This window comes from Neobacillus sp. 204 (genome assembly GCF_046562815.1).
Classification (GTDB): Bacteria; Bacillota; Bacilli; order Bacillales; family Cytobacillaceae; genus Neobacillus.
The window spans coordinates 276,509-299,237 of record NZ_JBJORY010000001.1 but is presented as its reverse complement, the minus strand read 5'-3'; the positions used below and the strand labels follow the sequence as shown (position 1 = coordinate 299,237).

Below are 22,729 nucleotides of genomic sequence, written 5' to 3'. Positions count from 1 at the left end.
CCATCCTTCTAGATTAATAAATCAATGACTATTTAATACTTCAGCAATATGCATCACCTTGATTGGCTTTCCTACACGATCAATCCGTCCGCCAATGTTCATTAAGCAGGCTGCATCGGCACCAATTAGATACTCAGCGCCAGTTTCTTCCACATGGCGGACTTTTTCATCCACCATTTGCTCTGATATTTGCGCCATTTTAACGGCAAAGGTGCCACCAAACCCACAGCATTGTTCCTTTCCAGGTAGTTCAGTGAATTTTAGACCTTTTACATTACTTAATAGAATCATAGGAGCTTTTTTAACACCTAATAATCTTGTCATGTGACAAGAGGTATGATAGGTTACATTTCCTTCAAAGCGAGCACCAACATCCTCAATCTTCAAAACATCAACAATAAATTGTGTAAGTTCAAATGACTTTTCAGCCAATTTTTTTGCTTTTGGTTCCCAAACAGGATCTCCTTTAAAAATGTGAGGATATTCGTGGAACATCGTTATGCACGACCCTGATGGAGATACAACGTACTCAGCATCTATAAATGTGTCAATCATCCGTTTCATTGCTTCTTTTGTTTCTTTAACATACCCACTGTTATATGACGGTTGACCACAACAAACCTGTGATTCAGGAAAATCAATTTCACATCCGAGTCTTTCAAGTAGTTCGACCGTGGCTTTCCCTACATTACTTTGAAACATGTCTACAATACAAGTTGCAAAAAGTGTAACCTTCATGTTTGTCTTCCTCTCCTAAATCAAATTTCATTAACCTTCTGATGAACTGGTCATCTGATGACTCGATGAAAAAAAACTACTTTTTTATATTTATCATACTACAATAAAAGTAGTTCTTTTTGAAAGTGCTTCCACAAAATTTTTTTTTACTTCACTATATTTGATAGTACTAATTTATATAGATAAATGAGCAGATTGAAAATACTTTTGCAGTATGGCCTCCACATTTTCCAAGTGAACATGCATTAACTTCCGAGCTTTTTCTTCATCTTGCTCTTTAATTGCTTCATATATTTCCTTATGTTCTTCATAAAGGCGTTCCACAGTGGTTTGCTTGGAAAAGAGCCAAACCCTCCGTGTTTCTTTCATGGTTTCACCCATTAATCCAGAGACATGATTCATTAAGCTAAGCAGCAAAGAGTTTTGTGCAGCATCTGCAAGGGCTAAATGAAATTCTAGATCTGCTTTTTCTCCAAGTGTTTCATTCCCTTGTGCACTCTTCATCTCTTCAAGCGCTTTCTCCATCATTTCCAAATGATGACTCGTTCTTTTCTTAGCCGCCGCCGCTGCAGTACCAATTTCAATAATCTTACGAACCTCTAATAGTTGGGCAATATCTTCTTTGTTCATTAAAATCGCTGTCGATAGTGGAAAAGTAATTTGGTCTGTTTCAAATTCCTTTATGTATGTGCCTTCCCCTTGTTTCATCTCAACAAGCCCCATCGCTCTCAATGAAGTTAAAGCTTCACGGATGGCAGACCGCCCCACTTGGAAATTTTCAGCCAACTGTTGGACAGAATCCAGTCTTTGACCAGGTTTAACCTGACCTGTTCGAATCATTTCATAAATAGCCTCTGCTACTTCTTCATATATTTTTTTGGGTTTTATTTTTTTATAATTCACTAATCCAGCCCCTTACAACATTCGTTTCTCAGACGCATCTTTATTATACAGTTTTTTCAAAAATCTGCATCTGTAATCTATTTTCTACTCAACAAAGCTTTCCGCTATTTATAACGTGATAATATCGTAAAAAATAAATTTTGCAAAAAAAGATTGAAATTTTACCAATTCGTCCATATAATTCTTTTTAGCAGCATGAACATCTAATCATCTGATGACCTAATCACCATTTGAAAGCGGTTACTCATATAAAGGAGGGTAGACATTATTACTTAGGGAACAAATTAAAATAAGCTAATTCGGGGGGATTAAGCTAATATGACATTTACTCAAAATTTTACCGCTGTGGGAGATAATCTCGCACTTTCCGCGGTTGTTGCACTAATTCCTATTCTTTACTTTTTCTGGGCTTTAGCTATTAAACGGATGAAAGGCTATCTAGCTGGATTATCGACGCTTGCAATTGCCTTAGTGATTGCAATTTTCGCTTATAAAATGCCAGCGGGTATGGCATTTATGTCTGCCTCACAAGGTGCTGTTTATGGTATACTGCCCATTGGCTGGATTATCATTACGTCAGTATTCCTGTATAAACTAACTGTAAAGACAGGACAATTTGATATTATTCGAACTTCCGTCGTTTCTATTACCGAGGATCGCCGTTTGCAAGCTTTATTGGTAGCGTTTTCCTTTGGAGCATTTCTTGAAGGTGCTGCAGGTTTCGGAGCACCAGTTGCCATATCAGCTGCACTTTTAGTCGGTTTAGGGTTTAATCCCTTATATGCTGCAGGGCTTTGTCTTATTGCTAATACTGCACCTGTTGCCTTCGGAGCTATTGGTGCCCCTATCATTGCCATGGAAGGTCCAACTGGTATTGCCGCCACAGAGATCTCCAAAATGGTTGGCCGCCAGTTGCCATTTCTATCAGTCTTTATCCCATTCTATCTTGTATTTATCATGGCAGGCTGGAAAAAGACAAAAGAGGTACTGCCAGCGATTCTTGTTTCAGGAGTAGCATTTGCTGGTACTCAGTTTTTTACTTCTAACTTTATGGGACCAGAACTTCCCGATATCTTATCAGCCTTGGTTTCATTATTCGCACTTGCTGTCTTCTTAAAATTCTGGAAACCAAAAACTATCTTCCGTTTTACTTCTGAGCAAGAACTTGCTGCTACATCAGCAAGGAAACTTAAAACCCAAGAAGTAAAACATACGGGTGGACAAATTTTCAAGGCTTGGTCACCTTTCCTATTATTAACTGCAATTATTACATTATGGGGCATGCCGACAGTTAAACTTGCGTTAACTGGCCATTATGAAGGTGCAAATGCAATTTTAAAAGCTATTAATACCATCGGACATGCACTAACATTTATTCCAAATGTTCCATTAATTAACAATAAAATAATCAACTCGGCTGATGCACCGATTCCTGCAATTTATAAACTTGAACTTCTTGGTGCCGCAGGTACAGCAATCCTTATCGCGGCAATCTTAACAAAATTCATTGTCGGCATCTCTTGGAAAAATTGGATTGCTACATTTGGAGAAACCATTAATGAATTAAAATATCCAGTAATTACAATTGCAGCCGTTGTTGGTTTCGCTTATGTAACCAATTCATCTGGAATGAGTACAACTCTCGGAATGACACTAGCCAAAACTGGTTCATTACTATTTCCGTTTTTCTCACCTTTCCTTGGCTGGCTTGGAGTGTTCATTACTGGTTCTGATACTTCTGCAAACTTATTATTTGGTAACCTCCAAAAAATCACAGCAACTTCCGTCGGAATGGACCCAGTGCTTGCGCTCGCGGCTAACTCATCAGGTGGTGTTACCGGAAAAATGATTTCACCACAATCCATTGCCGTTGCTTGTGCCGCTGTAGGTCTTGCAGGAAAGGAATCCGACTTGTTCCGTTTTACAATCAAACATAGTTTCTTCCTAGTAATCATTATTGGGATTATGACCTTTGTTCAAAGTCATTTTCTAAGTTTTATGATTCCTTAATAAATAGTTCGTCAAGACCCATGCCCAAAACAGCATGGGTCTTTTGTATGACTTGCTTCTTTTTTTGTCTAAAATAGGCTATAATAGAATATTGTTTTCATTTATCTTAAAGGGAGTATTCATATGAATGTTATTTGCTCTACCTTGAATGCTAAGTTTATCCATACGAACCTAGCGATTCGTTATTTAAAGGCTTATGCCGCACCGGATTTTAATATACAAATCAAAGAATATACTATAAAGGATCCTGTCCTAAATATCGTTACTGATCTTTATCAACAGAAACCAAAAGTGATTGGATTTAGTTGTTACATCTGGAATATTGAAGAAACGATTAAAGTAGTAAATCTGTTAAAAAAAGTAGATCCATCGCTTGTTATTGTTCTAGGCGGTCCTGAAGTTACTTATGATACGCGTGAATGGATGGAGAGAATACCTGACGTGGATTTTATTGTGATGGGTGAAGGTGAACAAACCTTTAAACAACTTTTAGCTGAAATCCAAAAAAACCATAATTATAACAAAGTACCTGGCATTGCCTTCCGTGATAATCAGCAGGTTGTCATTACCCCCCAAATGAATAAGCTGGACCTTAAGGAATTACCGTCACCCTACCGTTTCCCTGAGGATATTGCTCATTTAGGTAAAAGAGTCACCTATATTGAGACAAGCCGTGGTTGTCCATTTAGTTGTCAATTTTGTTTGTCATCGATTGAAGTTGGTGTCCGTTATTTCGATCGTGAAAAAATTAAAGACGATATACGATATTTAATGGCAAATGGAGCCAAAACAATTAAATTTGTCGATCGAACCTTTAATATTAGCAGGAGTTATGCAATGGAAATGTTCCGTTTCTTAATTGATGAACATCTCCCTGGAACCGTCTTTCAGTTTGAAATCACGGCAGATATCATGCGCCCTGAAGTTATTGAATTTCTTAATCAAGAAGCACCAGCAGGACTTTTCCGCTTTGAAATCGGTGTCCAATCAACTAATGACTTTACAAATGAACTCGTGATGCGAAAACAAAATTTTTCGAAACTGACAAGAACTGTCTCGATGGTAAAGGAAGGTAGAAAAATTGATCAGCATCTAGATTTAATAGCTGGTTTACCTGAGGAAGACTATCATTCATTTCGAAAGACATTTAATGATGTCTTCGAGTTGCGTCCAGAGGAGCTGCAATTAGGTTTTTTGAAAATGCTCCGAGGAACAGGGGTCAGACTTCGTGCTGACGAGCACAACTATATTTATATGGATCATTCACCATACGAAATCTTGAGCAATAACGTGCTTTCCTTTGATGATATCGTTAGAATTAAGCAGGTCGAGGATGTGTTGGAAAAGTACTGGAATGACCACCGGATGGATACAACGGTTGAATATTTAATAACAAATGTTTTCCCGTCACCGTTTGACTTCTTCCAGCAGTTTGGTTCTTACTGGGAAACCCAAGGCTGGTCAAGAATTGGTCATCAACTGGAAGACTTATTCCGCAGACTATATACCTTTTTGGAACACTTGGACGTTAGTGACATTGAGGCAATAGTTGGCCTTATGAAATACGATTATCTCAAAAACCATAAATATAAACCGAGAAAACCATGGTGGGAAGTAAGCTTTGACAAAGAAAAGAGAACACAAATTTACAAACAAATTTCCGAACATCCATCCATTTTAGGGCAATCGTTTGTTGACCTTCATCTAGATGAAAAGGAATTATTTAAACATACGATGCTGGAAGAACTATCCTTTGATTTAGCAGAGTTTCAATCAACTGGGAAGATTTCTAAACACCCTTCCTGTCTATTAGCTTATTTTGATCCCATTAAAAGTGGAACACTTATCTTTTCATATCTTGAAAGGTAATAAGCCGGCAATGCCGGCTTATTTCTTTTTTTTGTTTTTCTTCTCTTTTTCAGATACCCGCAAAATATCATATAATTTTGTGCCGTTAACATCGCCAAATTCGATGCTGAATTCTTCAGTAGGAATACGTGGTGGAGTTTTACGGCGACTTTTCATTAACTTCTACCCTTTTTCCCTAATTTTGAATTTCGATTTTGAAACCTAATAGCATTGTTATTATCGGTAAATTCCGCTGAAAATTCGCTTTCCTGGACATTTTTATGTGGTGTTTTTGTGTACTTTTCGACTGCATCAAATTCTGCTTTACGCTTAGCCATATATAATCCTCCCTTAAAAATTAATCTTACATCCTTAGTTTTGAACAATTTAGAGGTAATCATTCGTTTCCTTATTTTTCATAAATAAAATTACAGGACTCGAAGAAAATAAGAAAAAACAGGAGTGAAGCAAACATGAAAAAAGAGAAAAAGAATACACAGACTGTAGATCAAGTAAGTATGAATGAAACAATGCCACATCAAATTAGTGCCCCAAGCTTCGAAGGTACTGGCATAAAAATGGAGCCGCCTTTTGTCAATAAACACGGTGTAACTATTGGTGATAGTATTTATGCCTCTCCTAATTCACCATTAGAAAATTGGACAAAAGATACGGACCCCTCAACCATGGCGGGGGATGAATGGGTTCATCCTACAAATGATATTGGCTGGAACACATCAGAAAATCGTGAGTTATTGGAAAGTAAAAAGAAACCACAAGCCTATCCTTTTATGCACCCCTCAAAAGATGTTAGTCAAGGAACTGATTGATAAAATAATTTTCAGCACACTCTGGGTCTCACCACTCAGAGTGTCCTTTTTTTATCAGACACCCCCAAACAATCACTGATATAATAAAATCAGCAGTTTTCCGGAGGTGCCATTATTGTTAATACCTGAATTAGCTGAAAAAATTGTCCGAGAAGTCCAGAAGTTAATCGGTGAAGATATTATTGTAGTAAACACAGAGGGGTTTATTATTGCAAGTACTGACCCAGTTAGAGTCGGGACTTTCCATGAAGGAGCCTTGATCGCTTTACAAAAAAAACGCAAGTTGATTATTACAGCTGAAGATCAATTAAAGTTATCTGGTGTAAAGGCAGGGATAAATTTACCTATCTTCTTCCAGCATGATGTAATTGGAGTAATTGGAATTACTGGCGAACCAAATAAAGTTACCCCTTTTAGTGAAGTAATCCGAAAAATGACAGAACTTTTGATAAGCGAAAATTATTATGCCGAACAGTTTGATTGGCATACTCGAGCAGTAGAATCATTTGTAATGGATTGGGTTCAAGCAAAAGAGTGGAATCACTCTTTCTTAGACAGAGCAAAACTTCTCTCCATTGACATTGTGGCCAAACAGAAATGTCGATGAAAATGCTCAATTATAAAATGGCGCAATCAAAAGACACACTTGCCTCGACCATTGTTACTGCTAACCCCGGTTGCTTATTACAAATGAAGGTTGGGATTGAAAAGGAAGGACTCTCTGAGAAAATGAGAGGTGTACACATCGTTGATCTTTTATTGGAGGCTGTAAAGGAGTAATAGAAAAGAGCCGTTTGGCTCTTTTTTATTATGTTTTCAAAATAATTATCCAATAACGAAAAACATTACCACTAATAAAACAACAAATTATATTAATAATACTTATACAGAGGAAATTTATTTATCTCTGTACCGAAAATAAGGAGTTGAAAAAAATGGCTAATAGCAGAAACAAGTTGTTAGTACCTGGGGTTGAACAATTTTTAGATCAAGTTAAATACGAAATTGCCCAAGAATTTGGGGTTAACTTAGGATCAGATACAGTTTCAAGAGCAAACGGATCTGTAGGCGGCGAAATTACAAAACGCCTAGTACAACAAGCACAAGCACAATTATCTGGACAATTCCCACAAAAATAACTTCATAAATATGGACAAAAAGTCCGGAATTATTTCCGGACTTTTATTTATACTTATGACTATTCTTATTTTTTCCATCTGATTTTTTATTTTTTTGCTCATCATTTTTATGGGTGTCTTTTTCTTTATTTTTCCCTTTAAGCTGGTTGTCTTTTTTTTCCTTGTTATTTTTGTTGCTGTTATTTTTGTTGTTGTTATTTTTGACAGTATTTCCAGGACTATCATTCTCTTTTTGTTCTTCTTGGTTCAGAACTTTTTTGTTCACTGATGTTTTTTCTTTTTGATTATTTTGCTTTTTAGGCTGCCCCTGATTTTGTTTTAATTGATTTTCATCAATCTTTTTTAATTGACCAGGTGATTTTGATTTTCCATTGATCCATTGCTTTTCAGATTGCTTTTTCATATCTGCAATCCCTTTATTCTGGATGGCCTTATTTTCTGCGTGTTGTTTTATAAGTCCTGAAGGAATGGAGTCGTTAGGTTTGGTAAGTATTACTTTACTATCTGCTGGTTTTTCTTTCTTGTTTGGTTTCACTGTACTTGTTCCATTAGTAGAAGCTTGGTATTTTCCAGGTGTAATACCAAGTTTATGCGCTTTCTTCCATTCTTCCTCCGTAGCAGTTGTAAAAGTTAGTTCAATATTTTGTTTATCTACTGATTCTTTAATCTCTTCAATGCTTTCTTTAAGTCTCTTTTCCACCTTAACATCGGGTTCTTCGGTCCGAACGGTGGAGATGATTACTTGTTCTTTAGTATTCAAATAGCCTTCTTTATTCATTTCAGCTATGATCGTTTGTGTTAATTTGGAAACATTTTCCTTTTTCCAGTTATTCAGATGAGAGACAATTTTCTTACCATCTTTGTTAAATCCTGTGATCTTAACTACTTCCATTTTTTTATTAACAGCAAGCTCGATACTAGGATTAACATCAATGGACATGTATGCGTATGCCTTATTATTTTGATACATTGGAAAAAATGAGCCTAACAAAATTACGAATGCAGCCATAAGTGCCCATACCGGTTTACATTTAATAATATTTTTTAACGGATTAAAAGAATTTGAAGTTTTAACCCTTTCCAAAGGAAAAAAGTGAATTTCTTCCCCTATCACATATGGAAGATTTTGTTTCCTTGAATGCAAAAATTCACCTTCAGGGGTCAACAACGTAAGGAATTCATTATCAATTTCCATTATAATTCCCTTTTTCATGTATCAAGCACCCCCTTTATATAATCTTTCATATAAACATAATCACTCGCTAAAATAAGTGCAATTGCGATAATATATTTCCTGTTTCGTTCAATCGTCTTTCTACTGACATCTACCATTTTTTCTAATTGTTTAATGGGCAGACGTTTATTAGTAAACAGCATTTCTTTTAATTCTTCGTTTTCTACTAACATTTTTGCTGCAATAATTGCGTTTTTGCGAGCATCGAAATGCTTAGGTGAATTTTCAACTAAGTCATTAAAACTCAAATCAAAGGTGGTTAATAATTTCTGAAAGTGAACAATCTCATCCTTTCTTAATTGTTCATCATTCTTTTTTTGGTAATCATCTAGTGAGAGTTCGTTAACAATAATTGTTCCTGCGGTTTCTTCATCGGTAGTATCATTAGTCAAGTCAAAACTTAGATGTTGATTTTTAGATTGTTTACGGATGTAGTCAATTACTCTTCTTTTAATAATGACTTCGGAAAAACTCAATAAGGAGTTTCCTCGCTCTTTTGAATATTTCTCAATCGCTTCATTGAATGCGATGAGACCAATACTAAATTCATCATCGGTTTCATAAATATATCGTCTACATACAGAAGATACTGTTTTAGCAATAAATGGTTTATAGGATCTAATTATTTCATCAAGTAAATAACGGTCACCTTGTTGAATTAGCAGGACCGTTTCTTCCAATGTTTTCTTTTTCTTTTTGGCCATAAACAATAAACCTAGCATATGCTCACCTCTATTCGACCCATTATAACATACGAGCGTTATCTTGGACTTTTTTTGGAGGTAAGCATTTAGAAAAAAGAAGAACAAAAAGGCTTTCTTTACCTATTTTATTTTTTAAAGCCATTGCACTTCCTTTCTGTCTGATCATTCTTTTTGAAAGCTTTTACTACATAGTTACGATTCACCTTAAGCAATTTGTGGGGGTTCAATTTAAAAAATTTTTCCCAATAAAAAACTTCAAACCAGAATCTCCTGATTTGAAGCTTTTTAATGATTTGAAAGCTTTAATGACAGTAAATATTTAATCAAAAAACCAACGAATAACCCAGGAATCAAAAACAACATCGGTAAAAATACAGGACCAGGGTGAATTTGAAGAATCGTAACCTTAGGTGACACCATTAAACCAACAGTAACAAAATAGGCACTGAAGACAAATGGTAAATACGAGTTTTTTTCATTTTCAGGCATAGCAGTTCGATAACCATCCCACATGGAAAACATATAGACACATGGATAAAACATAAGCCATTGATAATTAATAACCGCTTCTGCTTGATCAATTTCACCTAAGAAACTATACATAATCCCCAAATTAAAATGACTAAAGGCATTTATCATTACTTCTAATACAACAAATAAGATCCCTTTAATATATTGACCCATTAGCACCTGACTAAAACCAGGGAAAGCAATATTCCATAAAACCGCTTCGTGTTTGCTCATCTTTTTCATCTTACAATCCCGCTTCTCATGGCATATTTTTTAACTAAAAAACACCTCAACTTAGCTTAACCAAATATGCCAAAAAATAGCGGATATTCAATAATTTTTCCCAACTTTAATTCCTCTTCAAAATCCGTAAGTATGTTTTCGCAAAATGACAGCTTGTGTGCAAATAAAAAAGTGGCGGGTTTTTATTCCGCCACTTTTCTTAATTTTCTTGGTCCATTGGATTATAGAGTTTAACTGTTGGATTCTTCTCTTGAAACCATCTAAGAGCAAAGTCGTTTTCAAACAAAAATACATAGTTCTCATACCGGTCTTTAACTAAAAGTGAACGGGAACTTGATAAATTTTCATCAACCGTTTCACTATCTACCCAACGAGCAATTTTTGAACCCATGCGTTCCATTAAAACTTCAGCATTATATTCATTTCTCATCCGATGTTCAAATACTTCAAACTGTAATTGACCAACTGCACCTAATAAATAATCATCCGTTTTAATTGTCTTATAGAGCTGAATCGCTCCTTCTTGGACAAGCTGCTGAATTCCTTTATAAAAGGATTTTTGCTTCATGACATTTTTAGCAGAAACTCTTACATATAATTCAGGTGTAAATTGAGGGAGTCTCTCATATTGAAAGTCATTCTTCCCCGTAGTCAATGTGTCGCCAATTTGATAGGTACCGGTATCGTATAAGCCGATAATATCCCCACTAACCGCTTCATCTACGGTATTTCGTTCTTCGGCCATAAATGATGTTGATTGCGAAAGTTTAATTTGTTTATTCAAACGTGGAATGTTCACTGTCATTCCTCGCTCAAATTTACCAGAACACACTCGTACAAAAGCAATTCTGTCTCTGTGGGCAGGATTCATATTGGCTTGTATTTTAAACACAAAACCTGAAAATTGTTCTCCTAACGGATCAATTTCCCCAATAGTCGAGTTACGCGCCATTGGCGGCGGAGCAAACTTTAGGTAAGACTCAAGAAATGTCTGAACACCAAAGGCAGTTAGCGCACTTCCAAAGAATACCGGCGTCAAGTTACCTGCTGCGATTTTTTCCGCTGAAAATTCATTTCCAGCCTCATTGAGGAGCATAATTTCATCTAGTGTTTGATCATAAAGTCCTGATTTTTTTAGTGGATGGTCTCCAGCTATTTCCCCGTCATCATTTAAGGGAATAAAACGGTCTTTTTCATCTACACGGAACTGTTCCACTCGATTATTATAGCGGTCATAAATTCCAAGGAATTCTTTTCCCATCCCGATCGGCCAGTTCATTGGATATGATTCTATACCAAGTACCTCTTCTAATTCAGCCAACAGTTCAAGTGGCGGCTTGCCTTGACGATCAAGTTTATTCATAAATGTAAAAATAGGAATACCGCGCATCCGGCATACTTTAAAAAGCTTGAGTGTTTGTGCCTCTATCCCTTTGGCAGCATCTACAATCATAACAGCACTATCAACAGCCATTAAGGTACGGTACGTATCTTCACTGAAATCCTGGTGCCCAGGAGTATCCAAAATGTTAACTCGGAATCCTTCATAGTCAAATTGCATTACACTGGAGGTTACTGAAATTCCCCGTTGCTTTTCAATCTCCATCCAGTCACTTGTTGCAAACTTTCCTGTTTTTTTCGCTTTTACAGTTCCGGCGTCTCGGATAGCACCGCCAAATAATAATAATTTTTCTGTTAGCGTGGTTTTTCCGGCATCTGGGTGGGAAATGATCGCAAATGTCCGGCGTGACAATACATCTTCTTTAAAATTGTTACCCATTTCGTTTTCCTCTCTTTTGACAATAAAAATTTTTGTCCATAACTTCAATCTTATCTCTCCAGCGATAACTTTGCAATATTTCAATTGAGTAAAAGCGATTATTTCTTTATCCCAATGCACAGAAAGAATATAATGAAAGGAAGCGGTAATGATGAAAACAAGAACCGTTAATACATAACCACAACCGGAGGTAACAGGATTGGATATCACTAAAATTGATCAGCAAACCTTGAATTTATTGCATAAAGCCTTTGAAATTGTACTCACCGAGAATAAAATTCCTTATAAAAAAATTGGAATTGCTGAAGAAGACGAACAACTACTATTTTTGTATGAAGGAAAAGATGAAAAAGTTCATGTTTTTAAATGGAGTAAAGCCTCAAGTATTGGTGCAAGTATTGGAACAATTGCTCAAAGTGTATTAATGCCAATCATTCCACATCTTCGCCTATTGTCATAGCTTTTATAAATCACACCATCACTTATTGTGCTGGTGTATTTTTTTGTGATGAAGGTATTTATGTTTCCCAACGATTCCCACATCCATTTTTCTGGAAATCCCTTTATAATAGAGTATGACCCTTTTAAGGAGATGAAGAAAAATGAAGCCTAATATAAAAAAAGTTTCTAAGTTTGTTCCGCTAATTGCAGCGTTAATATTAGTTATTGCAGGAATCGTCTGGATTATTCAGTCCACTAATAAAGAAGTAGCTATTCCGTTTTCTTCTGTTGAGAAAACCATTCAAGCTCAACAAGGAAAGGTAGTTAAAATAATTGAAAAGCCAGATGGAAGTCTTTATATACATGCAGGGGAAGCTGTATTTGTTTCCCATGTTCCTCCAAATAGCCAAATGATAGATAAGTTAGTTGTTAAATATAATATCGAATACTCCTATTCAACAAGCAGCAAATATGGAAAATGGATTCTCGGCGGTGTAATTCTCCTGCTGGCAGGTGCAGCATTCGCTCTTCAAAAAACAAAAGGCGGCTTTGGATTAAATAATTCAATGAAAAATAGTGTTGCCAAGTCTCGTACACTTCCTTCCATTAGTTTTAAAGATGTAGGAGGAATCGGGGATGAAATGAAGGAAGAAATATTACAAACCGTTTCGACCCTGAAAGAACCGGACCGTGCCGCAAAATTAGGCATTAAACCACCAAAAGGGATTCTATTATATGGTCCTCCGGGTACTGGCAAAACCTTACTTGCTCAAGCAATCGCCCGTGAATTAAATGCTGCTTTCTTTTCGGCAAGCGGTTCGGCATTTAATGAAATGTTTATCGGCGTTGGGGCCAGCCGAGTCCGTTCCTTGTTTAAAGCCGCAAGAAAAGAAGGTCCTGCCGTTATATTCATTGATGAAGTGGATGCTTTAGCTGCTAAAAGAAAGGCACATGGTGGAGAGGAAGCAGAAAAAACCTTAACAGAATTACTTGTGCAACTGGATGGCGGTCATCCTAATGATGGGATTCTATTTATTGCTGCGACCAATAGAAAAGATATGCTGGATGAAGCTTTTCTTCGTCCGGGAAGAATCGATTTCTCCTTCCATGTACCACTTCCAGATACAAAAGGAAGAAGGGAAATTATCGCTATTCATGCTAAAAATAAATCATTTTCCAAGGATGCTCTTGCACACTTAGATGAATTAGCAGAAAGCACTTCAGGCTTCTCTGGGGCGGAACTTCAGTCTTTGTTTGAAACGGCAAGCAGAAGAGCCGTTCGGAACGGCCAAGATATGATCCAAAAACAAGACATTGATTATGCACTTGATCGGACGATCTTAGGAAACACTTCCCGATCATTACAAGATTATGAAACTAAACGGAGAGTCGCCATTCATGAAGCCGGTCATGCTATTGTAGCCTCTTTAACAAAGCCAGGTTCAGTTAGAAAAGCAACCATTATCCCTCGTGGTGAGGCGTTAGGCTATGTAGCACCAATTCCAAAGGAATTGCATTTGTCGACAACCAGTGACCTCTTAGAGCGCGTTGCAATGATATTAGCTGGTGGGGTTGCAGAAAGAATGCATCTAGGAGAACACAGCATCGGTGTAAGCGGCGACGTCGGGCAGGCAAAACAAATCATCGAACAAATGGTTGATACCGGAATGCTCCAAGAAGGTTTTACCTTGACCTTCAATAAACAAGATAAAGAAGAAAAGATGCAAGAACTATTTGAAAAAGCATTAGAAAAAGCAGAAAATCTTATTAAGAGTCATCCATATCAGTATCAACAATTAGTCGATGCCTTATTAAAGAAAGAAACACTAGAAGGCTCAGAAATTGAAGATATTGTTTCCGGAACCCAAGCGACCTTAAGTGACAACATGGTATTAGTATAATTAAAGCTACGAAAAACCAGGTGTTATTTCGAGCACCTGGTTTTGTTTATGTTAATTATCTAATGTTTTTTTGATTTGGTGGTAAACTAAGCATTGACTTCACCAAAAAGGAAGTGAATGATTTGTTCGGAAAAACTAAGATTTTTGAAAATGAGCAGCATAAATATAATGACAAAGCAAAGGAATACCTTGTCAGTCCCCAGAAGACACAAGGCTTACTTAACAAAGCGATAAAAATGGCGAATGCGAAGAAAGAAAATTTAGGAGAAGTTTGGGAAAAGCTGCAATTATTTTTTGAATTAGTTAAAGCATATTCAAAAGGTGAATATAAAAATGTCTCGCCAAGCACCATCCTCACCGTCATTGGTACCTTGATTTACTTTGTTTCGCCACTTGACTTAGTACCAGATTTCATCATTGGTCTTGGCATCCTTGATGATGCAGCTTTAATTGGTTATACTGTAAAGAAAATTTCCACCGAATTAGAGGCTTTTAGTAAATGGAAAAGAGCAGAACTTTTTGCGAATAAAGACCCGCTTGATTAACCAAGCGGGTCTAATATTTTTATCTAAAGCAAGCTGCCCCTACAATAATCAAGAGGATAAATAATACTACGATTAAAGCAAAACCGCCGCCATAACCGCATCCACCATAGCCGTATCCACAATATCCACCATAACCAAACATTTTTCAAGACCTCCTTTTTATCTTAATCAAATTCTTAGCACCATGAAGCCCCAATAATGATTAACAAAATAAATAAAACGACTAGAAGGGCAAATCCGCCGCCGTAGACACCAACTGCACCTGACATGTACATTACCTCCTTTTCTTAATTCCATATATCCTATTCACTAGGTGAAAAATGTGCGATAGACACATATCCAAAATACCCAGTTTTGAAAAAAAAGAAGAAGCCCATTCTTGGTACAAAATCAAGTACAAAAAGGTATACATCTGTTGAAAAAAATATTTTTTACAAATTTATCCTTCTTCAATTGACATTCTTTTCTATTTTTCATACCATGTTCACAAATAAATATAGAATGGAGCCCCTAACTTGAGGAACGCCGCAACCTTATTGTTCATACTTTTCATGGTATTTTATCGGACAATTACTCGGATTTGTGTGAAAACTGAAGAGCACTCCCCCTTGAAAATTGGCCATAGAGGTGCAGCAGGATATTGTCCAGAGAATACAATTTCATCCTTTACGAAAGCGATCGAATTAGGAGCCGATTACCTCGAACTCGACATTCAGATGACAAAAGATGGTGAATTGGTTGTGATTCATGATTCAACAGTTAACCGGACAACGAATAGTAAAGGGAGAGTAAGGGATTTTACCTTACGAGAAATTCAAAGTTTTGATGCAGGCAGTTGGTTTCATCGTAAATTCGCGGGCGAGAAAATACCTTCTCTGTCAGAGGTTTTTGATAAGTTTACTGGAAAGATTGGTTTTCTAATTGAATTAAAAAAACCATCGCTTTATCCCCTAATTGAGGAAAAACTTGCGGAGGAACTAAAGAAAAGAGAGTTAACATCAGGTGACAGGCAAATTATTGTTCAATCCTTTGATCGGGAAGCTCTTAAACGTTTTCATGAACTTCTTCCTTCCATTCCAATTGGCGTGTTGGTTAAGCATTCCGGTGTGAAGATTATTACTAATAGGAATTTAAAGTCGTTTGCTGGCTATGTGTCGTATGTAAATCCCAAAATAACCATGGTGAATAAGCGGATGATTAAAAGAATTCACCACCATGGCTTCAAAACGATTATTTGGACAGTGAAAAAAAAGAATGACTTAAAAACTTTAAAAAATTTACATGTCGAAGGAATTGTCAGTGACTTTCCAGATTTATCTTAAGGAAAAGGAATAGGGCCTATTTTAAATAGACCCTCTTTTGTTCTTTTTTAACATTTTGGTTCAACAATGGGCAGTTCCCGATTTACTAGTTTAGGTGATAAAGGTTTAATACTACAAAAACAAGACAAATCAACAATAATGCAGGTATCTGTTCTTACCAATGAAAAAACCTCATCGCAAAATTCCACTGGATACCCATCCATATCTACTGGCATTAGCAGCGATAATGTTGCACAACAATGTCTTGAATCGATATTTTCTATTCGGAACACTTGTGTAGTAAAAAAATGACCATTCCTTGTTCTTCCAAAAACCTCAAATGCACATTTTCCATTTGACAGGACAAACGGAATGGTATCATATCCAATCTTATCGCACACAAATCGAAAATCTTCTAAGACTAATCTTTGTTGTTCTTCAAGAAGTTGTTCCATTTCAACACATAAACAGTGCTCCTCACACCGTTCTTTCCCCATGTTTTCCCTCCTCCCTTGTCACCACTCAACTGTCCCTAATTTTAAAATATTCTATTGAGAAATGTTGGTATAGGCAACTTTCTTATGAAAAAACAGGTAAGTAACTAATTATTTTTAGATAGGCTTTTACCGTGCTAAAAATATATAGGTATACAAACAAAAAAACTGGCAGTAAAGAAACTCCATGTTTCTTCACTGCCAGTTTTATATTTGGAATTATTACTCTAAGACTTAATTTAGAAGAAGATGATATAGAGGATCAATGCCAACAAAATACGATAAATTGCAAATGGCAACAATCTTATTTTGTTAATAAGCTTTAAGAAAAAGCGAATAGACAAAAGGGCAAAAATAAACGCACTAATAAATCCTGCTATAAAAATCGGCATGGCATCTAGAGTCATATATTCCCAATTCTTTAATAAAGAGAGAAAACTAGCACCTGCCATGATCGGTACAGCCATAATAAAAGTAAAATCAGCTGCAGCACGGTGACTCATCCCCATCAGAACCCCGCCTGAAATAGTTGACCCAGAACGAGAGAACCCTGGCCAAAGTGAAAAGCATTGAAACAATCCAACAGTCAATGCTTGCTTATAAGTAATTTGGTCAACTGTTTGTACTTTCGGTAGTTTTGGACCAAAAATGTCAGCAAGAATCATTAGGACCGCCCCAATTACTAGGCCAATTAAAACAGTTGCGGTTGAAAATAAATGATCATCGATATAATCATTAAAAAGAACGCCAAGAACACCGGCAGGAATTAATCCCACAATAACTTGGGAAAGTTTAAGACGACCATGGCCTGCAGTTGTTGCGTGTTTTCTGAAGCGACCTAATCCTAATAAATCTATAAAGCGGTCTTTAAAGGTAACAACAACTGCCAATATCGAACCAAGTTGGATGACGACTTTGAATGTGTTAGCTCCATGCTGAGTCAAAAACTTTTCAGATTGCAGCCACATATCATCCACGATAATCATGTGCCCAGTCGATGATACAGGTGCAAACTCTGTTAAACCTTCTACCAATCCAAGAATAATAGCTTTAATAATCATAAGTAGATCCATTTCTGTCTATCTCCTAACCTTGTTGTAAAAGTTTTGTATCGGATTATGTTGTATAACTCATCCATTTTACTCATTAAACAATAACAATGCAATATTTATTAAATTCCAGTTTCCCCTTCACTCTAAATAACGAAGCTACTCTATTAATAGTTTCATGTATTTTTTTATAGATATTAGAAATGTAATCTCTTACAGTAAATTCACTAAATATTGTTTTAAAGCGGCAAGCAAAAAGAAGCGATGCCATTGAAAGGATCGTTTCTTATTATTAGGCTCTATTCCATGTAATTTGGAATTACTTGAAAACAGCTTTTCATTATTATTAATCGTTGATGATTCTCATTACACGTCCATTAAATTTCTTTTTGTAGTATCCTTGTGTTAAATCAGCAATACCAATTCCGGTTGAACTTTGTGAACCAATGAATTTTCCAGCGCCTAGGTAAATACCCACATGACCATCTATTTTATACGTATCAAAGAATACAAGATCACCAGGACGAGCTTCACTCATTGTAACTCTTATTCCAGTGTTTTTTAAGATATCTGTATGAGCGCCTACTTTAATACCTGCCTGGCTAAAGGCCCAAGCAACAAATCCAGAACAATCAAATCTTCCATGGGCAACATCATAGGAGTTTCTTCCTCCGCCAAAAACATACACGGAGTTTCCAATATACTTTTCTCCAGCACGAATGACAGTATTAATTGCTTCATTAGTGGTTGTAGGTAAAGAAACATTCATATTGACGGTTTCATTATTCGTATCTATACCCTTAGAATTTTCGACTTCGTTTATTAACTGCGCTTCTTTAATCGCTAGTGACCCATCTTTCTGTTGTAAATCAGCTTTATCGGAAAGTATTTCCTGTTCTTTCTTCTTAAGTTCTTCTTTTAAAGCTTCATTTTGCTCTTTTTGTTCTAATATCTGTGCTTGCATTCCAATAAGTTCCGTTTTCATATTTTGCAAATCATTTAACTGTTTCACTACTGAAGATTGCTTCGTTTGGACTGCTTTTAGATCCTCTTTATGCTGTGTAACAAGATTTTGATCTGCTTCAACCATAGATGCCACAGCGCCAAGTCGGCCTACGAAGTCACTAAAGTTTGAGGAACCTAGGATAACATCTATATAACTAACTTGCCCTCCACTTTCTTGAAGTGATAAAGCACGTTTTTTTAAGATGTGATTCCGTTTATTAATTCTCTCTTGAATGGTCATGACTTCTTGTTGAAGATTCTTTACTATGGATTGTGCGGCCTTTACTTTTTCTTCTGTCTGAACAATTATTTTATTATTATCTTTAATAGCTTGCTCAACTCTGTTAATCTGTTCAGATAGTTTAATTAATTCGTCTTGAACTTGAAAAACTTCTATATTGGCATTTGATATATCCGTTTGAAGTCCTGAACGCTCATCCTGTATGCTTTTAAGGTTTTTATTTTCCTTTGCATTCACGGCTGGACAATAGAATACACTCCCTAGTCCTATAAAAATGGTCGAACTCAGTACCAGTACCTTCTTTTTCAATTTGTTCCCCTGCCTTCTTAAAATAGACATCAAGCCTCTAAGACGTATGGTATTTATAGTTCTAAGTAAACGGAAAAATTTTCTATGTAATTACTAATTTACCAATTTAATAATCTATGCTATCCAATAATATAGGTCAATCTTCATATTAACTTCCCAATATCAGCTTATTTTGTCCCTATTAGAAGTATATCAACTAACTTTGTCAAATAAGTAAAAATTACATTACATTTATATATCAATGGTAATTTTAGGTAAGGTTTACCTTCGAAATCAACACTTAGGTTTAACAGAACCTAAACTAAAAGAACCACAATCTCTATGAACTAATGAAAAGAGATTGTGGTTCTTATAATTTACCATCGTTTCTATTGTCACTCAATGCTGTAGATCTCCTTAGATGCAGATAAAAAATACTACTGATTCTTTACTAATTCTTTCAGACTACCTTTGCTTCGTTCAATAATGTTTAAATGCGTTTCTCTTGCCAATTTAACATATTCCTTCCTAACCTGATTCCAAGCATTTCGACGGTCACGTCCAAAGGCTACACTTGATTCTGCATTTTTTTCGAAACTATCCTCTAACTGGTCAACAATATTGAAAATTGACATGATTGGTGTTAAAGCTAATTTCTCTACTTGCCCAGAAACCTCTAAAACCTGATTCTTAAGTTCTTCTCTCTCGTTCTTTGGTAACTCCTCATCCTTCATTTCTTCTTTACCGAAGGAGAATTGATGCATTAGTTCAGACACCATTTCCTTGTTTGTTTTTTTCGACTGTTCATACAAATTCGCAGCTGATTTCCTGAATTGTTTATTAAATTTGATAACTTCCCTTAATGCATTAATGTATGCATCCTCCCTATTTTCGCGAATCTGCTCAGCTCGTTCACGTGATAGTTCAAATTGATCCCAAAATGTGTTTATAAATGAACCTACCGCTACCGATTCTTCTGCTGATGGCATAATTGTTTCTTCAGCAGCTTGAACCGTTTCATTTTTCTTCTGTGCCATCGTCTTTCCTCCTCTTTCTATTATTGACTTTCTCTATTGGATCCTTCATTTGGAATGAAGGAATATAGAGCTCAAAAAAGCTGGTATACATTTTGAAAAATTGATCCAATAACGATTGGTAGGATTCTAGTTGATTAGCATAACCCTTTAAGTATGTAATTCCTGCCTTAGTTATTGAGTATCTTCTTTTAGCAGGACCGCTTCCAGTTGTATCCCATTCTGAAGATAAAAGCTCGTCCTTTTCTAGTTGTCTTAACAATCTGTAAAGATTCCCCTGGTCAAGTGTTTTAAACCCAAATGCCTCTAGCTTCTGGCTAAGTTCATACCCATGTAGTGACACCCTGCTAAGAAGCAATAAAATAAATGGTAGCACAAAATTTTTTGATGGATTAATTGTTTGATTGTCTTGATTCACCATATCTTTATCACCTCACCCTATATATGTATTTTACACCTATGAGTAATATTTTGTCAACTCAGTCAATAATTATGAGTAAAACTAAAACTCGGGTGTCTACATTTTCTTATATTTGGCAATACACTAATAAAAATACCAAGGTGGTGTGAAATGAAAAAAGCAAAAATTAGTAAATTAGGTGTCCCCTATTTGCATTTCGGCAAAGGAGATCCGTTGGTGTTAATCCATGGATTAGGTGAAGTAAAAGAAGGCTGGGAATACCAGTATGAATTAGCTGACCAGTATGAGTTGATTATCCCTGATTTGCGTGGTCATGGAGCGTGTAATAAAACAGAAGGAATTTCAATTATAAACTTTGCATTAGACATAATCGGTTTATTAGAGGAGTTAAGAATTGAAACCGCCAACATTTTGGGTTTATCAATGGGCGGGGCTGTTGCCCAGGAGATTTACCGCCAGGCACCCGAACGCTGCCGCACTCTTCTGTTAATAAGTACCTTTCATTATTTCCCTCTGAAGCTTAAAAATATATTATTTGAACCTCGCAAAGAACTACTCGAGTCAATTTCACTGTCAAAAGGTCACTCAGAATATGCTTCACGGCTGGCGCTTTACTTCTGGAATAAGGACATAGTAAAAAAGTTCGATAAATGTTTCCAACCAAAACAACAGATATTCGTTGACTCCTTAATGGCATGCTTTGAGGTCAATAATTTGTCGTTATTACCATTGGTAGATGTTCCGACCCTAATTGTTGGCGGACAATATGACTCCGTATTGCCTGTTTGGATTCAAGCTTGGATGCACAAGTTGATTCCACATTCGGAATTTATAATAATGAGGAATACCGGTCATTTTGCCAAATTGGAAGCAAAAGACCGGTTTAATAAACTCTTGAGGAGATTCCTCAATCAACAAAAAACAGCTGCTTAACTAGTAATAGCGGGAAGGATGGGATGTCCTTCCCGCTATTACTTTATTCCTGTATTATGAAAGAAATTCCTATATTTCTTGTGACCGAGAGGAAAGCCATTTGTCCGCGGAAATGGAAAACTTTCCGGTTAAGGCCAAAGAAACATGGCCGCCTTCAAAGACTTCGTACGTTTTATCTTCACTAGATACCATGTCAATAACCGGAAGGCTTTGTTTTTCTAATACTAAGGTATCTCTTGATGTAGAGAATACAAAGAGTGGACAATGGATATTTTTTAAATCTACTTTCTTGCCGGCAATGGTAAGCTCTCCTTTGAGGAGTTTGTTATCTTTATAGAGATCATTAAATAGCTGCTTGAAAGCTGCCCCCGAAAACGATGCGGAGTCTTTTGTCCACTTGTCCATCCTGCGCCATTTTTTTACATACTCTAAATCATGTGCTCGTGAAATCAGGTTTACCCATGGGCTAACGTAAACTGGAGAAAGTCCTCTAAACATTCCATACATTATTTCAGTTGGAATAACACCGTAAACCTCTGATAGACGATCAAAATTAAGTGTCCCTTTTTGCAGCCCTTTTAACCACTTATCCGGAACGATCCCCACACTAAAATCAATTGGTACGGTTGCAAGGATTAAATTCTTGATTGGCAATTCTGTAAGGGCGGTAAAGATAGCAGCAATTGTTCCGCCTAAACAATAGCCAATCATTGATATTTCCTTTGCACCTGAATGTCGTAAGGCACGTTTGACACCCTTTTCCAAATAATCAAGAATATAATTATCAAGGGTGATCTCATTGTCCTCATAACCAGGAGAACCCCAATCAAGGAAATAAACATCATATCCTCTTTCCGTTAATCCTCCGACAACACTACTCCCTTCCCCGATATCTAAAATATACGGCTTATTTAGTAAGGAATAGACTAAAAATACTGGGATTTGATATTTTTTTTCTTTTGCTGGGTGGAAATATAATGTTGACTTATTTCTTTTCCAAACAATTTCTCTTGGTGTTGGAATAATATCTGGCTTCGGCTCAGTTAAGACTTTATAAACTTGTTCCCACCTTGCAGATTCTTTTTCTACATCAATATAAGGAATAAAATTTATCGCTGATGCTTTAGCACTCATTAT

26 protein-coding genes and 1 pseudogene are annotated in these 22,729 nt (G+C 36.3%); 11 read left to right on the top strand and 16 right to left on the bottom strand.

Features of this window, described 5'->3' with window-relative positions:
- Nucleotides 1-21: 21 nt before the first annotated feature.
- Complete coding sequence (locus tag ACJ004_RS01540; protein ID WP_410890790.1) at nt 22-738, bottom strand: (Fe-S)-binding protein; 717 nt, start codon at nt 736-738, stop codon at nt 22-24.
- Between the two features lie 174 nt (nt 739-912).
- A complete protein-coding gene (locus ACJ004_RS01535; protein WP_410890789.1) occupies nt 913-1,641 on the bottom strand; it encodes a FadR/GntR family transcriptional regulator in 729 nt (242 codons plus the stop codon).
- Nucleotides 1,642-1,959: 318 nt separating this feature from the next.
- On the opposite strand from ACJ004_RS01535, the gene ACJ004_RS01530 reads away from it, so the two are divergent.
- A complete protein-coding gene (locus tag ACJ004_RS01530) occupies nt 1,960-3,651 on the top strand; it encodes an L-lactate permease (protein ID WP_410890788.1) in 1,692 nt (563 codons plus the stop codon).
- A gap of 123 nt (nt 3,652-3,774) precedes the next feature.
- Nucleotides 3,775-5,520, top strand: a complete 1,746-nt coding sequence (locus tag ACJ004_RS01525) for a B12-binding domain-containing radical SAM protein (RefSeq protein WP_410890787.1) — start codon at nt 3,775-3,777, stop codon at nt 5,518-5,520.
- Between the two features lie 18 nt (nt 5,521-5,538).
- Here the strand turns inward: ACJ004_RS01525 and ACJ004_RS01520 are convergent, their stop codons facing one another.
- The gene (locus ACJ004_RS01520; protein ID WP_410890786.1) at nt 5,539-5,676 is read right to left on the bottom strand and encodes a hypothetical protein; all 138 of its coding nucleotides are present in this window, start codon (nt 5,674-5,676) and stop codon (nt 5,539-5,541) included.
- On the bottom strand, nt 5,676-5,837 hold the full coding sequence (locus ACJ004_RS01515) for a hypothetical protein (protein ID WP_166257651.1): 162 nt from the start codon (nt 5,835-5,837) through the stop codon (nt 5,676-5,678). Before ACJ004_RS01515 ends, ACJ004_RS01520 begins: the two co-directional genes overlap by 1 nt.
- 135 nt (nt 5,838-5,972) lie before the next feature.
- Between ACJ004_RS01515 and ACJ004_RS01510 the strand changes: the two genes are divergently transcribed.
- The 4 genes and pseudogenes from ACJ004_RS01510 (at nt 5,973) to ACJ004_RS01495 (ending at nt 7,468) form a co-directional block, all read left to right on the top strand.
- Nucleotides 5,973-6,329 (top strand): DUF3905 domain-containing protein, encoded by a 357-nt coding sequence (locus ACJ004_RS01510; protein ID WP_410890785.1) that lies wholly within the window; start codon nt 5,973-5,975, stop codon nt 6,327-6,329.
- Nucleotides 6,330-6,435: 106 nt separating this feature from the next.
- A complete protein-coding gene (locus ACJ004_RS01505) occupies nt 6,436-6,936 on the top strand; it encodes a sugar diacid recognition domain-containing protein (protein WP_410890784.1) in 501 nt (166 codons plus the stop codon).
- A pseudogene (locus ACJ004_RS01500) lies at nt 6,921-7,109 on the top strand (glycolate oxidase); the annotation flags it as partial. The gene ACJ004_RS01505 and the pseudogene ACJ004_RS01500, both read left to right, overlap by 16 nt.
- A 155-nt stretch (nt 7,110-7,264) precedes the next feature.
- Nucleotides 7,265-7,468 (top strand): alpha/beta-type small acid-soluble spore protein, encoded by a 204-nt coding sequence (locus ACJ004_RS01495; RefSeq protein WP_410890783.1) that lies wholly within the window; start codon nt 7,265-7,267, stop codon nt 7,466-7,468.
- Nucleotides 7,469-7,511: 43 nt separating this feature from the next.
- On the opposite strand, the gene ACJ004_RS01490 is transcribed toward ACJ004_RS01495, so the two are convergent.
- The 4 genes from ACJ004_RS01490 to ACJ004_RS01475 form a co-directional block, all read right to left on the bottom strand.
- Nucleotides 7,512-8,681: an anti-sigma factor domain-containing protein gene (locus tag ACJ004_RS01490; RefSeq protein WP_410890782.1), complete on the bottom strand. Its 1,170-nt coding sequence runs from the start codon at nt 8,679-8,681 to the stop codon at nt 7,512-7,514.
- Complete coding sequence (gene sigI / locus ACJ004_RS01485; RefSeq protein WP_410890781.1) at nt 8,678-9,424, bottom strand: RNA polymerase sigma factor SigI; 747 nt, start codon at nt 9,422-9,424, stop codon at nt 8,678-8,680. The genes ACJ004_RS01490 and sigI overlap by 4 nt, the downstream gene beginning before the upstream one ends.
- 267 nt (nt 9,425-9,691) lie before the next feature.
- On the bottom strand, nt 9,692-10,159 hold the full coding sequence (locus ACJ004_RS01480) for a hypothetical protein (RefSeq protein ID WP_410890780.1): 468 nt from the start codon (nt 10,157-10,159) through the stop codon (nt 9,692-9,694).
- A gap of 199 nt (nt 10,160-10,358) precedes the next feature.
- On the bottom strand, nt 10,359-11,939 hold the full coding sequence (locus ACJ004_RS01475) for a peptide chain release factor 3 (RefSeq protein WP_410891256.1): 1,581 nt from the start codon (nt 11,937-11,939) through the stop codon (nt 10,359-10,361).
- 199 nt (nt 11,940-12,138) lie between these two features.
- Between ACJ004_RS01475 and ACJ004_RS01470 the strand changes: the two genes are divergently transcribed.
- From ACJ004_RS01470 to ACJ004_RS01460, 3 genes are all read left to right on the top strand, one after another.
- Entirely contained in the window at nt 12,139-12,399 is a 261-nt protein-coding gene (locus ACJ004_RS01470) for a hypothetical protein (RefSeq protein ID WP_410890779.1), read from the top strand.
- A gap of 142 nt (nt 12,400-12,541) precedes the next feature.
- Nucleotides 12,542-14,281: an AAA family ATPase gene (locus ACJ004_RS01465; protein ID WP_410890778.1), complete on the top strand. Its 1,740-nt coding sequence runs from the start codon at nt 12,542-12,544 to the stop codon at nt 14,279-14,281.
- 122 nt (nt 14,282-14,403) lie between these two features.
- Nucleotides 14,404-14,826, top strand: a complete 423-nt coding sequence (locus ACJ004_RS01460) for a YkvA family protein (protein ID WP_410890777.1) — start codon at nt 14,404-14,406, stop codon at nt 14,824-14,826.
- Between the two features lie 19 nt (nt 14,827-14,845).
- Here ACJ004_RS01460 and ACJ004_RS01455 read toward each other — a convergent pair whose 3' ends face one another.
- Together ACJ004_RS01455 and ACJ004_RS01450 are read right to left on the bottom strand one after the other, a co-directional pair.
- Complete coding sequence (locus tag ACJ004_RS01455; RefSeq protein ID WP_410890776.1) at nt 14,846-14,968, bottom strand: YjcZ family sporulation protein; 123 nt, start codon at nt 14,966-14,968, stop codon at nt 14,846-14,848.
- A gap of 34 nt (nt 14,969-15,002) precedes the next feature.
- The gene (locus ACJ004_RS01450) at nt 15,003-15,095 is read right to left on the bottom strand and encodes a YjcZ family sporulation protein (RefSeq protein WP_410890775.1); all 93 of its coding nucleotides are present in this window, start codon (nt 15,093-15,095) and stop codon (nt 15,003-15,005) included.
- 339 nt (nt 15,096-15,434) lie between these two features.
- Between ACJ004_RS01450 and ACJ004_RS01445 the strand changes: the two genes are divergently transcribed.
- The gene (locus tag ACJ004_RS01445; protein ID WP_410890774.1) at nt 15,435-16,148 is read left to right on the top strand and encodes a glycerophosphodiester phosphodiesterase; all 714 of its coding nucleotides are present in this window, start codon (nt 15,435-15,437) and stop codon (nt 16,146-16,148) included.
- Between the two features lie 47 nt (nt 16,149-16,195).
- Here the strand turns inward: ACJ004_RS01445 and ACJ004_RS01440 are convergent, their stop codons facing one another.
- The 5 genes from ACJ004_RS01440 to phaQ form a co-directional block, all read right to left on the bottom strand.
- On the bottom strand, nt 16,196-16,624 hold the full coding sequence (locus ACJ004_RS01440) for a CotY/CotZ family spore coat protein (protein WP_410890773.1): 429 nt from the start codon (nt 16,622-16,624) through the stop codon (nt 16,196-16,198).
- Nucleotides 16,625-16,860: 236 nt separating this feature from the next.
- On the bottom strand, nt 16,861-17,694 hold the full coding sequence (locus ACJ004_RS01435; RefSeq protein ID WP_410890772.1) for an undecaprenyl-diphosphate phosphatase: 834 nt from the start codon (nt 17,692-17,694) through the stop codon (nt 16,861-16,863).
- Nucleotides 17,695-18,016: 322 nt separating this feature from the next.
- On the bottom strand, nt 18,017-19,225 hold the full coding sequence (locus ACJ004_RS01430; RefSeq protein WP_410890771.1) for a coiled-coil domain-containing protein: 1,209 nt from the start codon (nt 19,223-19,225) through the stop codon (nt 18,017-18,019).
- Nucleotides 19,226-19,641: 416 nt separating this feature from the next.
- Nucleotides 19,642-20,241, bottom strand: coding sequence for a hypothetical protein (locus tag ACJ004_RS01425; protein WP_410890770.1), 600 nt, complete (start codon nt 20,239-20,241; stop codon nt 19,642-19,644).
- Nucleotides 20,222-20,659, bottom strand: a complete 438-nt coding sequence (phaQ, locus tag ACJ004_RS01420; protein WP_410890769.1) for a poly-beta-hydroxybutyrate-responsive repressor — start codon at nt 20,657-20,659, stop codon at nt 20,222-20,224. The genes ACJ004_RS01425 and phaQ overlap by 20 nt, the downstream gene beginning before the upstream one ends.
- Nucleotides 20,660-20,809: 150 nt before the next feature.
- Here phaQ and ACJ004_RS01415 point away from each other — a divergent pair, with 150 nt between their 5' ends.
- Complete coding sequence (locus ACJ004_RS01415; protein WP_410890768.1) at nt 20,810-21,592, top strand: alpha/beta fold hydrolase; 783 nt, start codon at nt 20,810-20,812, stop codon at nt 21,590-21,592.
- Between the two features lie 69 nt (nt 21,593-21,661).
- Here the strand turns inward: ACJ004_RS01415 and ACJ004_RS01410 are convergent, their stop codons facing one another.
- On the bottom strand, nt 21,662-22,726 hold the full coding sequence (locus ACJ004_RS01410; RefSeq protein ID WP_410890767.1) for an alpha/beta fold hydrolase: 1,065 nt from the start codon (nt 22,724-22,726) through the stop codon (nt 21,662-21,664).
- Nucleotides 22,727-22,729 lie beyond the last annotated feature (3 nt).

Excerpts from the sequence above, each read along its gene's own strand:
- ACJ004_RS01540 (WP_410890790.1), bottom strand. The coding sequence starts at position 738 with ATGAAGGTTACACTTTTTGCAACTTGTATTGTAGACATGTTTCAAAGT.
- ACJ004_RS01530 (WP_410890788.1), top strand. The coding sequence starts at position 1,960 with ATGACATTTACTCAAAATTTTACCGCTGTGGGAGATAATCTCGCACTT.
- ACJ004_RS01525 (WP_410890787.1), top strand. The coding sequence starts at position 3,775 with ATGAATGTTATTTGCTCTACCTTGAATGCTAAGTTTATCCATACGAAC.
- ACJ004_RS01520 (WP_410890786.1), bottom strand. The coding sequence starts at position 5,676 with ATGAAAAGTCGCCGTAAAACTCCACCACGTATTCCTACTGAAGAATTC.
- ACJ004_RS01515 (WP_166257651.1), bottom strand. The coding sequence starts at position 5,837 with ATGGCTAAGCGTAAAGCAGAATTTGATGCAGTCGAAAAGTACACAAAA.
- ACJ004_RS01510 (WP_410890785.1), top strand. The coding sequence starts at position 5,973 with ATGAAAAAAGAGAAAAAGAATACACAGACTGTAGATCAAGTAAGTATG.
- ACJ004_RS01495 (WP_410890783.1), top strand. The coding sequence starts at position 7,265 with ATGGCTAATAGCAGAAACAAGTTGTTAGTACCTGGGGTTGAACAATTT.
- ACJ004_RS01490 (WP_410890782.1), bottom strand. The coding sequence starts at position 8,681 with ATGAAAAAGGGAATTATAATGGAAATTGATAATGAATTCCTTACGTTG.
- sigI (WP_410890781.1), bottom strand. The coding sequence starts at position 9,424 with ATGCTAGGTTTATTGTTTATGGCCAAAAAGAAAAAGAAAACATTGGAA.
- ACJ004_RS01480 (WP_410890780.1), bottom strand. The coding sequence starts at position 10,159 with ATGAAAAAGATGAGCAAACACGAAGCGGTTTTATGGAATATTGCTTTC.
- ACJ004_RS01475 (WP_410891256.1), bottom strand. The coding sequence starts at position 11,939 with ATGGGTAACAATTTTAAAGAAGATGTATTGTCACGCCGGACATTTGCG.
- ACJ004_RS01465 (WP_410890778.1), top strand. The coding sequence starts at position 12,542 with ATGAAGCCTAATATAAAAAAAGTTTCTAAGTTTGTTCCGCTAATTGCA.
- ACJ004_RS01455 (WP_410890776.1), bottom strand. The coding sequence starts at position 14,968 with ATGTTTGGTTATGGTGGATATTGTGGATACGGCTATGGTGGATGCGGT.
- ACJ004_RS01450 (WP_410890775.1), bottom strand. The coding sequence starts at position 15,095 with ATGTCAGGTGCAGTTGGTGTCTACGGCGGCGGATTTGCCCTTCTAGTC.
- ACJ004_RS01440 (WP_410890773.1), bottom strand. The coding sequence starts at position 16,624 with ATGGGGAAAGAACGGTGTGAGGAGCACTGTTTATGTGTTGAAATGGAA.
- ACJ004_RS01435 (WP_410890772.1), bottom strand. The coding sequence starts at position 17,694 with ATGGATCTACTTATGATTATTAAAGCTATTATTCTTGGATTGGTAGAA.
- ACJ004_RS01425 (WP_410890770.1), bottom strand. The coding sequence starts at position 20,241 with ATGGCACAGAAGAAAAATGAAACGGTTCAAGCTGCTGAAGAAACAATT.
- phaQ (WP_410890769.1), bottom strand. The coding sequence starts at position 20,659 with ATGGTGAATCAAGACAATCAAACAATTAATCCATCAAAAAATTTTGTG.
- ACJ004_RS01415 (WP_410890768.1), top strand. The coding sequence starts at position 20,810 with ATGAAAAAAGCAAAAATTAGTAAATTAGGTGTCCCCTATTTGCATTTC.
- ACJ004_RS01410 (WP_410890767.1), bottom strand. The coding sequence starts at position 22,726 with ATGAGTGCTAAAGCATCAGCGATAAATTTTATTCCTTATATTGATGTA.